Origin of the sequence: Nostoc sp., from assembly GCF_036917815.1 — a bacterium.
Taxonomy (GTDB): Bacteria; Cyanobacteriota; Cyanobacteriia; order Cyanobacteriales; family Nostocaceae; genus Nostoc.
The window spans coordinates 29,324-43,321 of record NZ_JBALEK010000053.1 but is presented as its reverse complement, the minus strand read 5'-3'; the positions used below and the strand labels follow the sequence as shown (position 1 = coordinate 43,321).

At 39.0% G+C, this 13,998-nt stretch carries 6 protein-coding genes; 3 read left to right on the top strand and 3 right to left on the bottom strand.

Annotated elements, in window-relative coordinates; translation table 11 throughout:
- Positions 1-544: 544 nt before the first annotated feature.
- Together V7K97_RS15365 and V7K97_RS15360 are read right to left on the bottom strand one after the other, a co-directional pair.
- A complete protein-coding gene (locus V7K97_RS15365) occupies positions 545-1,090 on the bottom strand; it encodes an RNA 2'-phosphotransferase (protein WP_334801896.1) in 546 nt (181 codons plus the stop codon).
- 164 nt (positions 1,091-1,254) lie between these two features.
- Positions 1,255-2,562: an amino acid permease gene (locus V7K97_RS15360; protein WP_334801895.1), complete on the bottom strand. Its 1,308-nt coding sequence runs from the start codon at positions 2,560-2,562 to the stop codon at positions 1,255-1,257.
- Positions 2,563-2,947: 385 nt separating this feature from the next.
- Here V7K97_RS15360 and V7K97_RS15355 point away from each other — a divergent pair, with 385 nt between their 5' ends.
- From V7K97_RS15355 to V7K97_RS15345, 3 genes are all read left to right on the top strand, one after another.
- Complete coding sequence (locus tag V7K97_RS15355; RefSeq protein WP_334801894.1) at positions 2,948-4,198, top strand: hypothetical protein; 1,251 nt, start codon at positions 2,948-2,950, stop codon at positions 4,196-4,198.
- 372 nt (positions 4,199-4,570) lie between these two features.
- The gene (locus tag V7K97_RS15350; protein WP_334801893.1) at positions 4,571-6,880 is read left to right on the top strand and encodes an NAD(P)-binding protein; all 2,310 of its coding nucleotides are present in this window, start codon (positions 4,571-4,573) and stop codon (positions 6,878-6,880) included.
- Positions 6,881-7,213: 333 nt separating this feature from the next.
- A complete protein-coding gene (locus V7K97_RS15345; RefSeq protein WP_334801892.1) occupies positions 7,214-12,547 on the top strand; it encodes a trifunctional serine/threonine-protein kinase/ATP-binding protein/sensor histidine kinase in 5,334 nt (1,777 codons plus the stop codon).
- A 383-nt stretch (positions 12,548-12,930) separates the two neighbouring features.
- On the opposite strand, the gene V7K97_RS15340 is transcribed toward V7K97_RS15345, so the two are convergent.
- Positions 12,931-13,908, bottom strand: coding sequence for a threo-3-hydroxy-L-aspartate ammonia-lyase (locus tag V7K97_RS15340; protein WP_334801891.1), 978 nt, complete (start codon positions 13,906-13,908; stop codon positions 12,931-12,933).
- Between the last annotated feature and the right edge of the window lie 90 nt (positions 13,909-13,998).

Genomic DNA, 13,998 nt, shown 5'->3' with positions numbered 1-13,998 from the left:
GCTCGTGTCCCCTCGTTCCCAGCCTGGAGGCTGGGAATGTATTCTGAGGGGCTGCTGCCTCTGGCCAAGTCACTGGAGGCGGAGCCTCCCAGAATGGGTTCCCAGCCTCTAGGCTGGGAACCAGTGAGGACAAGCATTGTATCTTAACTTAGTGCCATTCGAACTAGGGCGTGTTGTCAAAGTCTTAGATCCCCCCAACCCCCCTTAAAAAAGGCAGGGCCGATTCATTCCATTTCAAACAGGATTTGTCAAGATGATTAGCAAGAAAATTGTAAGTAAGCGTGACGAAGAGATGAACATTTAAGCACTGAAATATCAGTAAAATAGTTGGTTTCATCGGCACGTTGGTAACAAAATAACTAATTTTTAATCGCTAGAACCCTTGATTTTTAAAGCTCTTTGGGGAATGAAACAGCCCTGCTTAAAAAAGGGGGGCTACAAATCTCTTAAAGTCCCCCAATTTATCGGGGGATTTAGGGGGATCTAAAAAATTAGGAGGCTAAACGAGTAGTTTGAAAACACGCCCTAGTCACCAATCCCCAGTTCAAATTTTTTGTAGATACTCAGGTGGCACATGATCCACTAACCAAACACCATTAGCAGAACAATAGAAGATGTAACCAGCCTGATGCATTGCCGCAGTATTTACAGTAAAAACTACTGGTTTTCCATGCCTGGCTCCAACAGTTTGTGCTGTTACCATATCCTTCGATAAATGGACATGATGGCGTGACATTTTGCAAAGTCCTGTTTGCAGAATTGACTCTACAGATTTGCGTCCCGTGCCGTGATAAAGCTCATCTGGAGGAACAACAGGTTCCAATTGTAAATCGACTTCTACACTATGTCCTTGGTTCGCACGAATCAGATTACCTGTAGAATCAAAAGCAAAGCGTTGTTTATCACTGAATTCAACTACCACCTGTAATTCCTGACGGGTGAGCGGAAATTTGTTTGCAGCACAAGCAGTAAGTAGTTCATCAACACCAACCCAACCACCGGGAGCCAGTTTAATTCCAATTGCATCCGGTGTGTGTCGCAGATATTTACTGAGATATTTGCTGATTTTAACGAGGCGAGAATCACTCATTTAATTGTGGTTGGCATTTTATACTACATTTATATGCTTTTATACTACACCAAAATTTTGATGGTAAGCTATTGCGTATTTAATTTGTATATTGGACGCGGGCAAGATGCCCGCATTACAATATTTTTGGGTTTTCTTGTTATAAAATTTAGCTGCACATCAGCTTAAATTGACAGAATTTGTCTGACCATCATGGCTAATGCCACTCCAATCATGACAATGAGTGTCACCTTCCCACCAGGAACGAGTGGTTGATTGATGCTATCTGAGTTTTTTTGTTCTTGACGTTGCTTCCAACTCATTAACGCCGGCATAATTCCACCTAGAACTGAAATACTAAATGTTCCAGTGTAATCTAAGGCAGTAAAAAAGATGCTGGGGTTGAGCGTTCCCAGAGTCATGGGAGGGAAAAGAACCAGCGAATAGAGGGGTAAGCGCCTAGAAAATCCGCCCTGTTGAGGGAGGAAAATATCTTTGAACAAATCCAGCAATCCGTATACAAATCCAATGAATGATGTAACGATCGCAAACTCTGAAAAAATGCATACTAGTACTCCTAACCATTCCCCCGCACCACCGGCTCGGAGAGTTTGCAATGGGTTAAAAACAGTTCTACCGTCAGATGTGCTATGTAGCATATCGGGACTGACGCTTCCTAAAATTACGGCATTCCACGCCAAGAACATAATTAGAGGAATCACAGAACCAACAAAAATGGACTGACGAATTTTGCGGGCATCTCCTTCGAGTTGCGTCACAACTAGAGGCACAACGTTTTGGAAAAACAGCGCCACAGACATGACTGAAATGGCACTGCCAAGGGCGCTCCAATCCTGAAATAACAGTTGGGTAGTCTGAATATGCCCTCCTGCCAAAAATAATAATCCCAAGAAGGAAACGATGACAATTCCGACAAAGGCGTTGTTTAATTTCTCAATAAATTTTTCTCGCCCAAGATACATAATGCCACCAAATAAGAGCGTGAAAGTTGTTGTCCCCACCCATGTAGGCAATATCTGCAAACCCCAGACTTTTCTCGCTGCAAATCCTAAAATCTCTCCACCTTCGGTGATGTATGCTACCAACAGAGCATAATGCATAAATAAATATGCGCCGCCGGCAATTCGCGCTCCCAACTTCCCAAGGGTTTTCTCAACAATTCCCAAAAAACCTATGCTTGGCCGCCCTTCTGTTCGTATGGTGTTTAAGGTAACTTCTGCAACCAGTAAGCCAGAAACTAATGCGTAGAGCCAAACAGCAATTAGTCCAGATGTAGATGGCACAATCCCAGACGGTAGGGTAACGGCTGGGAGGGCGAGAATCCCTGCCCCGACAGTGGTTCCCGCAATTAATGCAGTACTTCCCAATACACTACCCGGTTGATGATTGAGGTTTTTTCCATCAAATTCGAGATGAGAAAACAACCGAGTGACTTCCTCTGAATCTTTGAGAACAGTCTTTATGGGAACCATACTGAATATCTGTACTTAACCCAAACAATATTAGCATCTGGAAATATTCTTCACAAAAACCATGAGCATCAGGGTTTTTCAGTCAAATTTTTGTGGTCAATTAGCATTTGGGGCGATCGCTTGACATTTTCTACTAACTATACCTCGTGAGGGGTTCAATAGTGCGATCGCACCCCTCCCCTTCATTGACACTAAGTAGAGCGGCGTGAACACTACAAACTAATCTCAAGATTTTTTACATTACTTAACGTACTTTGGTTTATTCTCACCGACTTACTTAGTCGCATTAGTGGTAAAACTTGTGCCAAAATTTGCGAGTAATTTGTTAGAAAAGCCAGTGTAAAGGGAATACTTCAAACAAGACTCATTTATTTCCCAAAATCCGATGAACAGCAACAACCCTTTACAGACAATACAAACAAGTTTCCATACGGCTTTAGGCGCTGTTAGCGAACTTACCACCCTACTTCAAGAACCCCAAAAACTTACAGATTACCTTATCCAAATCCAACAAAAACCGGATCAATTGTTCCAAGATTTAGCCGTAAAAGGCAAAAATATGGAACAAGATGTGACTAGTTTTTTCCAAAATTACTTTTGCGGAGGTGGTAACAAATCATCATACCCCAAATATATAGAACGGGCAGATGGACAGGCGTTTAATCAACCCTACGAAATCAAGGGCACAAAAATGTACGGCTTTGTCGTTGAAGGTTCAATGGCGAAGTTGCAAGAGGTGTGTGATAAATATCTCAACGATCCCAATAACGGGGAGATTGAATATCGCCCAGCGACAAACTATCTCATTTTGACTTTCAACAAGATAGATTCTTTAAGTTCTATTTATCCACCCGACTATGATAAAGGAACTGTCCATGAAGAAGAAGCCATCTTTTGGATGTTAACAGTGGTAGGTAAAAGAGTCGGTCCCTTATTCATCGCCGAACGCCTAGCTTGCTTCATGCCTTACTTGTACGTGAATAATTCTCCCATCTTAGTTTCTGGTAGAGAAGTCTACGGCTTCTTTAAACAACTTGGTACATTTCAGATTCCTGACTTAAATCAAGAACCGGATTTATTAACCGTAGACACCTTAGTATTTAAAGAATTTTCTCCTAAAAGTCAATCTCTAGATGCGCGTCTGCTGGAAATTCAACGTATCAGTACAGGGGCTAAACATCAAGCTATCAAAACATGGGATACCTTTGAAGAATCAGTAAGAGCGATCGCTAGCTTATTATTTGATAATGACGAGATTGCCATTCCTGGCTTACAGTTACCCTTCAATCTCCTCGAATATATTCTAAACAGAGTCGTCCCCCTCGTTACCCTCAAACAAATCCGCGACGTAGAAAACAGCAAAAAAGCCTGCTATCAAGCACTGATTGAATCCCCTATGCAACTGCAAACCTTCTATGGCGGAAAACTCTTTGGCTTTAATGGTTTCGGCGATCAATTTCAATTAAAAATCAATAATTTCGCTAGCCAACCAATCGTCCAAGACTTAGGACTAGCCAAAGGTTATCCCGCAGGTAGCGAATCAGTAAATATCCCCGTAAAGCTTGGTTTCGTCCTGCACTTTGACTTCACCCTCAAAGATGGAAAAAGCGTTTGGCAAGCATCACAGAAAAATTAGTATTGGGCGAATTATATTCGCTCCTCTCTTACTAACCTGCCGAGGCGAGTAGAAGTCGTGCCCATACCACAATACAGTTCAGTTAAGCAATTTTTTCCTCCTCCTTCCTCTCTCTCCGTGTCGCGCCAGTTGCTTCTCCCAGGGGGAGACGCTACGCGAACAAGTCTCTTAACCGCTTTCTTCGCACTGGCAACTCTATTGCCTCTGCGGTACCCTGCGGGAAGCCGTTCGCGTAGCGTCTCGTAGAGAAGCGTCTACGTTAAAAAAATGACTTTGACTTATAGTACTAGCCTTAACCCAAGCGTATTGGGCTATACGAGACTTCTACTCGCCCAGACTTTCCCAACTAGCCACTTATCAGCAAAAACAACCATGTCCAAAACCGTTAAGCCAAAAAAGATCGCCATCTTAGGCGGTGGAATGGCATCCCTAACCACCGCTTATGAATTAACCAGTCAACCAGGGTGGGATAATCTCTACGACATCACTATTTATCAAACAGGTTGGCGTTTGGGTGGTAAATGTGCAACTGGGCGCAACATCAAACCCCATGCACCCGATCATGAACCAGACTACCGCATCGAAGAACACGGACTGCACATTTTTTTTGGATTCTACGAAAACGCCTTTCGTCTACTCAAGCAATGCTACGACGAACTTGGTGGCAACGGGCCTTTCAGCACCATAGAAGACGCATTCAAGCCCCACAGTCTCATTGTCTTAGAAGAATACATCAATCAAAATTGGGTAAATCTGCCTTTTAACTTCCCAACCAATTCTCTAGTCCCGTGGAAAGGTGGCGGCATTTGTTCCCTTTGGGATCATATCTGCACCACCATTGAATTCGTCATTGAGACTTACGCAGGAATTCATAATTACGAACAGTCTTATTCTTCCCAAAGTTTCTCAGCATCTCTTGCCAAACAAATAGCATTAGGCAAAGAGGTAATGGAATTTTTATCAGATAGTAGTCTCTTGCAGTTTCCTAGCCAGTTGATTCAATTATTTCTGCAAAAACCCATCTTTTGGGGAGGATGGCTGAACAATATCAACCAATACATTGGTAATATCTTCCAAAACCTAGACTTGACTTCTGAAGGAATTTTCTTAAATCTTGCCCAGAACCTAGCTCAATCACTGCCCAGAAATCCGAAAACTCATAGACGCGAACATCACCAGTTAATTCTCAAGCTAATAGAGCGCTTTCAAACCCACTTGGGCAATCAGATAGAATCTGAAATCGGACAAAATTCGGAAATCTTTTGGCGGTTAACACTCATCGACTTAGCATTAGCAAACATCCGGGGTTTATTAATAGATGAGATCATTGATTTTCGTTCCCTAGACAGTTTAGATGAGTATAATTACAAAGACTGGCTACGAAAACATGGAGCTAGGGAATCAAGCGTTAAATCAGCATTTATTCGCGTTCTATACGATTTAGTGTATGGTTTTCCCGAAGGCAATACCAATAAACCGCAACTAGCAGCCGGAACAGCTATCCGTGTCCTCACCACCATCTTGTTCAAATACAATGGTGCCATCATGTGGAAAATGCAATCAGGGATGGCGGAGGTAGTCATCACTCCACTATATGAAGTGCTAAAGCGTCGCGGTGTAAAATTCAAATTCTTCCATGTCGTCAAGCAGTTGCACTTGGATAAAGATCAGCAATCAATAGCAAGCATCACCTTGGCTCGCCAAGTAAACTTAAAAAACCCAAAGCAAGAATATCAACCACTCATCAAAGTTAAAGACATTCGTTGCTGGCCTAATGAACCTCTCTACGATCAGATTGTCGATGAAGAAGCCCAAAAACTCCAAGATCAAGAAATTAACCTTGAGTCACATTGGACACCTTGGCAAAATGTAGACAAAATTACCCTCACCAAAGGCGATGATTTTGATATTGTGCTGCTGGGAATTTCTATAGCCGCCTTACCCTCTATTTGTAGTGAATTGCTCCATGCCAAAAAAAATCCAGCTCATCAAAAATGGTATGATATGTTGCAGCAAGTGAAAACAGTAACTACTCAAGGTGGACAAATATGGCTTAAGCCTACCTTAGCGCAATTGGGATGGAAACAATCGAGTCCTGTGCTAGGAGCTTACGTTGAACCACTTGATGTCTATGCAGATATGAGCGAGTTATTGCCAAGAGAAAATTGGCCTTCTGAGCATTATCCTTATAGCGTGGCTTATTTCACCGGCGTAATTGCAGATCCAGGAATTCCTCCCCACACAGAATATCATTTTCCAGCTAAAGCCCAAAAAAAAGTAGCGCAACAAGCAATTGACTTCCTCAACAATCACATCGGACACCTTTGGCCTGATGCTACTAACCCCAAAAATCCCCAAGGTTTGAATTGGGATTTACTAGTAGATTTTCAAAACCGTCAGGGAGTAGAACGCTTTAAAGCTCAATACTGGCGAGTTAACATTAACCCATCAGAACGTTATGTACTGTCTGTACCTGGAAGTACCAAGTATCGACTCAAAACTGATGAATCTGGATTTGATAACCTTTACCTAGCTGGCGACTGGATTAACAACGGTTATAATTCCGGTTGTGTGGAAGCTACAGTGATGTCTGCAATGCAAGCAACACGAGCAATTTTAGACCAATGTTTCCATATAAAATACACCAAAGAAATTATTGGTGAGTGGGATTCTTGGTTGTAAGGGTATATTGAAGTAAATGAAGTGCATTTTGACAAACTCAACAAAATTTAGCATTATTTAGGGTGCCAAAACCTAGATTATTTTGGTAAGATGATACATTTTTAAAGTTTGTTAGATACCCGACTTTTAATATAGGACTTACGCACTTTACACATTGACCATGATATGTAAAGTCAGCTTATTAAACTAAAAGTCTTGCGCTGCCTCGTTCCTGGGCTGCTGCCTGGGAACGAGAGGTCATTCACAGTTGGCTATCTCTGTCAATGCGTAAGTCCTATAATAATATAATTATCTTATGATTTTGAAAATTATTGAAAGTATTAATATAAAAAAATGATTAAATTATCTAATTACCAAATTATAGAATTAATTCATGAGGGAATAAAAACTAGTGTTTATCGAGCCACCAGAAATAAGGATGGTAAACTAGTAGTTATTAAAGTTTTAAAAACAGAATACCCTGAACTAAAAGATATAGCAGCATTCAAACATGAATATGAGCTAATAAAGAATTTAGATATCTCAGGAGTTGTTCAAGCTCATAGCCTAGAAAAATACAATAATGGTTTAGCAATTGTCTTAGAAAATTTTGATGGTACTTCTCTCTACAAAGTTATCGAGGCAGACAAAATTAAGTTAATTTATTTTCTCAAGATAGGTATTCAAATTACCCAAGCATTAGGTGAATTACACCAAAATTATATTATTCATAAAGATATTAAACCACAAAATATTATTGTTAATTTAGAAACTCATCAAGTTAAAATTATTGATTTTTCTATCTCATCACTGCTTTTTCAAGAAAAACCCAAATTTGGTAATCCTGATTTGCTTGAAGGAACTCTAGCCTATATGTCTCCAGAGCAAACAGGAAGAATGAACCGGTCTGTTGATTACCGTACAGACTTCTATTCCTTGGGTGTAACTTTTTATGAAATGCTTACAGGTCAGTTACCGTTTCAAGTAACTGACCCAATGGAGCTAGTTCATTGTCATATTGCCAGACAACCCATAACAATAGATCAGTTAATCCCAGAAATCCCTCAAGTCATTTCTGCAATTATTATGAAATTACTCAGCAAAACGGCTGAGGAAAGATATCAGAGTGCTTTTGGGATTAAAGCTGATTTAGAAAACTGTCTTAATCAGTTAGATCAAACTAATTCTATAACTAACTTTTCCATTGGTCAGCAGGATCATTCTAGCCAACTACAAATTCCCGAAAAGTTGTATGGACGAGAAGCAGAAATAGATCTTTTAATGACTGCTTTTGAAAAAGTTAATCAAGGAAATAAAGAATTAATATTAGTTGCTGGTTATTCGGGGATTGGTAAATCAGCATTAGTGAATGAAATCCATAAACCTGTTATCAAAAACAGAGGCTATTTTATTGCTGGTAAATTTGAGCAATTTCAGCGCAATATTCCTTATGCTTCCCTGATTCAAGCATTTCAAGAGTTAATGCAGCAATTACTAACAGAAAGTGAAGCACAATTAGCGACTTGGAAAGTAAAACTTTTAGAGGCTCTAGTCCCAAATGCTCAAATTATTATTGATGTTATTCCTGAACTAGAACTTATTATCGGTAAACAACCAGAAGTACCACAACTAGCCTCAGCAGAAGCACAAAATCGCTTCAACTTGGTTTTTCAAAATTTTATCGATTTGTTTGCTCAAAAAGAGCATCCATTAGTTATATTCTTAGATGATTTACAATGGGCAGATTTAGCTTCATTAAAATTAATTCAGTTATTAGCTACAGATATTGAAATTCAATATTTATTGATAATCGGAGCTTATCGAGATAATGAAGTTGATACCAGTCATCCTTTAAAGTTAGTTTTGCGGGAAATTCAAAAAAATCGTAGCTCTGTCAAGATTATTCATTGTCAAAATCTCCAAATTGCTGATGTTTGTAAATTAGTTAGCGATACCTTAAAATCTAGTTTACATAGCTCTGAAGAATTAGCAAAATTAATTTTCAATAAAACTGCTGGTAATCCCTTTTTTGTCAATCAATTACTTAAGTTTATTCATCAAGAGAATCTACTTTTATTTAATTTTGCTAGTGGTCAATGGCAATGGGAAATTCAGCAAATTCAGATGCTAGAAATTACTGATAATGTTGTTGAATTAATGATAGGTAAAATTCAAAAGCTCAAAGAAACAACACAAAATATTTTAAAAATAGCTGCCTGTATTGGCAATCGATTTAATTTAAATATACTCTCTTGTGTTAACGAAAAATCTCAGAATGACACAGCATTAGATATTTGGGAAGCAATACAAGCTGGTTTAGTTATACCTTTAAGTGATAGCTATAAACTACCACAGCTATTAGATAATGTTGATATTTTTGTCATTGATTATAAGTTTCTTCACGATCGCGTGCAACAAGCGGCTTATACGTTGATACCTGATGAACATAAAAAGGAGATTCATTTAAATATTGGTAGACTGCTATTAAAGAATGTAGACGAAAGTCTACTAGAAGAAAAAATCTTCGATATTGTTAACCAGTTAAATATCGGTGCTGACCTAATTAATTCTCCAGAAGAAAAATATAGACTCGCTGAGTTAAATCTTATTTCTGGACGTAAAGCTAAAGATTCTGCTGCTTACGAATCTGCCGTAATCTTTCTGAAGCAAGGTCTGAGTTTACTTGCAGTAAATTCTTGGCAAAAATATTATGAATTAACTCTCGATCTTCATGTAGAAACGGTAGAAGCAGAATATTTAAATACCAATTTTCAACAAGCAGAAGCATTATTTATCAGCGTGATAAGTAATAGCAAAAATATTCTTGATGCTATTAAAGTATATGAGAAAAAGATTCAGTTTTATATTGCTCAAAATCGAATGCGAGAAGCATTAGATTTAGATTTGCAGGTGCTAGAGATGTTGGGAGTTTCACTGTCTCAAACTCCACCAGGAGAGTTAACAATTGAAGAATTAGCCAACCTGCCAGAAATGACTGATGCTCATAAGCTAGCTGCCATGAGGATACTAATGACAGCCATGCCTCCCGCTTATTTAGCAGATCCTGCACTTTTACCACTGATTGCTTTTACGATGGTTGATTTATGTGTGCAGTATGGCAATTCATCTTTTGCGGCTTATGCCTATGGTTTTTATGGGCTAATTTTATGTGGGTCTCTTAAGGATATTGAATCAGGATATCGTTTTGGTAAATTATCTTTACAGATTTTAGATCAATTCAATGCTAAACAAATTAAATCTAAAGTTTACGCCTTATTTAATATTTTTGTTAGGCACTGGAAAGAACATCTTCAAGCAACTATAGAACCTTTAGAAGATGGTGTTCAAAGTGGTTTAGAGACAGGGGATATTGAGTATGTGGGTTACAATGGGTTATTAGTTTGTTGGCATCCTTTCTGGGCTGGAGAAAATTTAGAGCTTATCGAACAAAGACTAGAACAATATATTAATTTATCACATAAAATACACCAAGAACATTTTATAACTTGTTTGCTGATATTAAAACAGATAGTAATCGAGCTAGTTCAAGGACAGGATAATGAATCTTATTTAGAGGGTGATAGTTTTAATGAATCAGTAATGCAGAGAATAGCAGGGAATATTACAGCCATATTTTATGCTTATCTTGCCAAAAGTATTTTGAGTTATTTATTTAAAGATTATGCTCAGTCTATTAAAAATGCTGAATTAGCACAGCAGTATGAAGTTGCAGCTAGTGGGACTGTTTTTTTACCTCAATATAAGTTTTATTATTCTCTGGCATTGTTGGCTTTCTGTTTAAACACAACTTCCCAAACAGAGATAAAAAGTGCTATTGAGAAAGTAGAAGAAAATCAAAAGCAATTAAAAGAATGGGCGGATCATGCACCTGTAAATAATCAGCACAAATATGAACTGGTAGAAGCAGAAAAAGCACGGTTTTTAGGACAAGTATTAGTAGCGATGGAACATTACGATCGCGCAATTAAAGGCGCTCATAATTCTGAATATATTCATGAGGAGTCGCTAGCTTATGAATGTGCGGCAGAATTTTATCTCAGTTTAGGGAGAAATGAATTTGCGTCGCTATATATGACAAAGGCACACTATGGTTATCGTCGTTGGGGAGCAAGTGCTAAATTTAAGGATTTGGAATTAAAATACCCACAATTAATTGCTAAGGTTTCCACTCACTCTCAAGTAGGGTTTACAAGTAATATTATTACTACTTCCACTGCTAATGAAAAATCAAGTGGGCTAGATTTAATCACAGTTATTAAAGCATCACAAGCTTTATCAGAAGTGATTTTACTAGAAAATCTGCTAGAAAACTTAATGACAATTGTGATTGAAAATGCTGGCGCTCAGACTGGTATTTTGCTTCTAGAGAAAGCCGGAAAGTTATTTATTGAAGCTAAAGCAAGTGTAGATCAAGATGATTTAACTGTTGGTCAATCAATGCCAGTAGAAAATAGTCAGCAATTGCCTATGTCTGTAATTAATTATGTTACAAGAACTAAAAAAGATGTGGTTTTATCTGATGCCAGCCATGAAGGAAATTTCACGATAGATCCGTATATTGTTGACCATAAAATTAAATCGCTTATATGTACTTCTATCGTTAATCAAGGCAAATTGGTTGGGTTACTTTATTTAGAAAATAATTTAACAGTGGGAGCATTTAATTTCGATAGAATACAAATATTAAAGATGCTATCTTCACAAGCAGCTATTTCCTTAGAAAATGCCCAACTCTACGCTAACTTAGAAGATAAGATTGAAGAAAGAACGAGGGAATTAAATGAAAAAAATATGCGATTAAAGCAAACTATGCGTGAATTAGAACTAACTCAAACCCAGCTTATTCAAACAGAAAAAATGTCAAGTTTGGGGCAAATGATTGCTGGTATTGCTCATGAAATCAATAATCCTGTAAGTTTTATTCATGGCAACTTAGTTTACATTAATAATTACACACAAGATTTGCTTAGTTTAATCAATATTTATCAAAATACCTATCCCGATGTTGCACCAGAAATTCAAGAGTTTTTAGAGAATATTGATGTTGATTTTATTAAAGAAGATATGCCTAAAACTTTATCTTCTATGAAAATTGGCACGGAACGCATTCGGGAAATTGTCTTGACATTGCGTAATTTTTCTAGATTAGATGAGGCTGACATCAAAGCGGTGAATATTCATGAGGGAATTGAGAGTACCTTACTAATTTTGCAAAGCCGTCTCCAAGTCAAACCAGGTAAGCCGGCTATTGAGATTATCAAAAATTACGGTGACTTGCCAAAAGTTGAATGTTATGCTGGGCAACTAAATCAAGTGTTTATGAATATTCTGAATAATGCGATTGATGCTTTAGAAAAGTTAAATCAGCAAACAAAAGCAGAGGATATTAAGAGTAATTCTAGCGCGATCGCTATTCGTACCCAAGCAGTCAATCCTGATTTAGTCGTCATTTCCATTAAGGATAATGGCGTAGGGATGAGTGATAGTGTTAGACAAAGAATATTTGATCCTTTTTTCACTACTAAACCTGTGGGACAAGGTACTGGTTTAGGATTATCAATCACTTATCAAATCGTAGTAGACAAACATCACGGTACAATAGAGTGCATTTCTGCACCTGGACAGGGCGCAGAGTTTATCATTCAAATTCCCTGCAAAAGCGAGTAATATCATGTCCGTATAAATAGCGCTCTTCTATGACTCTGGAGAGAGAATAATCCAGGCGATTAGAAATCGCGGCTACACAAGCAAAGTCCGCCTGCGCGGACTAACGTCAAAATAGGGTTTCAAATTTAATCTGATGAGAGTAATAAAAGAGCGATAGTTATGATTCCCACAGTCATTGCACCCCACCCCCAACCCCTAAGAGCTTGCGGGGAGGGGAGACAAAGCGTAGCTTTGGCGGGGTGGGGTTCTTCGGGTTTAATAAGTAATCAAGCGGACATGATATAATTTAGAACACCAGGCAACTAGAAGTCTCGTGTAGCCGAGACTTTACCCGCACTTCGGCAAGCTCAGTGACCACCTACGCGGGTTGAAAATGCTGATGCTTACTCCAATCCTACAGAAAATAATTTACCAACTTGCGCCAAATCTACATTTCCACCACTGATGATCACACCAACCCTCGCCTCTGGCGCTGTCACCACACCTTCGAGTAAGGCGGCGGCGGCGAGTACTCCGGTGGGTTCAACGACAATTTTCAGACGTTCCCACAAGAAAAACATGGTGCGAAGAATGGCTTCTTCCGATACCGTCACCAGATCATCGACGTAATGCAGCACTAAGGGGAAAGTAATTTGACCAAGGCTAGGAGTCCGCGCACCGTCAGCGATGGTATTAGGATTTTTGACAGTTTGCAGGGTTTTGGTGTGAAAGGAGCGGGTAGCATCGTCGGCAAGTGCTGGTTCTACTCCGATTACTTTACAATTAGGTGAAAGTGCTTTGGCTGCGATCGCACACCCTGAAAGTAATCCCCCACCGCCACAACAAACTAATAGTAAGTCTAACTCACCAATTTCTTGGATCAGTTCTAAAGCAGTTGTCCCCTGTCCGGCGACTATATGGGGATGATCGTAAGGGGGAATGAGTGTGAGAGAACGATTATATGCTAAATTTTGGGCTAATTCTTCTCGGTTGATTTCTTGGCGATTGTATAAAATTATCTCTGCACCATAGCCACGAGTAGCAGTTTGTTTGACAACGGGTGCATCATCAGGCATGACAATAGTGGTGGGAATATTTAGGAGTTTTCCCGCTAAAGCGATCGCTTGGGCATGATTTCCCGATGAATAGGTGATAACGCCTGTTTGTTTTTGTGCTACCGATAGTTGGGCTAGGGCGTTGTACGCACCTCGAAATTTAAATGCCCCTGTGCGTTGAAAATTTTCGCATTTAAAGAATACTTGACTATTGGTGCGATCGTTAACAATTCTAGAAGTCAGTACAGGCGTGCGGTGGGCAATCCCCAAAATTCGCTCTTGTGCTGCTTGCACATCAGTTATAGCAACGGAATTATGCTGTGGCATTGATGACGATATTAAATATTTTTGCTCTTGTTTATATAGATACAGATTTTTATATTTGTGCCAAATATGCTTGATTGAAGCATACTCATT

Bases quoted from the DNA above. Each gene is read 5' to 3' on its own strand.
- V7K97_RS15350 (WP_334801893.1), top strand. From the start codon at position 4,571: ATGTCCAAAACCGTTAAGCCAAAAAAGATCGCCATCTTAGGCGGTGGA.
- V7K97_RS15360 (WP_334801895.1), bottom strand. From the start codon at position 2,562: ATGGTTCCCATAAAGACTGTTCTCAAAGATTCAGAGGAAGTCACTCGG.
- V7K97_RS15365 (WP_334801896.1), bottom strand. From the start codon at position 1,090: ATGAGTGATTCTCGCCTCGTTAAAATCAGCAAATATCTCAGTAAATAT.
- V7K97_RS15340 (WP_334801891.1), bottom strand. From the start codon at position 13,908: ATGCCACAGCATAATTCCGTTGCTATAACTGATGTGCAAGCAGCACAA.
- V7K97_RS15345 (WP_334801892.1), top strand. From the start codon at position 7,214: ATGATTAAATTATCTAATTACCAAATTATAGAATTAATTCATGAGGGA.
- V7K97_RS15355 (WP_334801894.1), top strand. From the start codon at position 2,948: ATGAACAGCAACAACCCTTTACAGACAATACAAACAAGTTTCCATACG.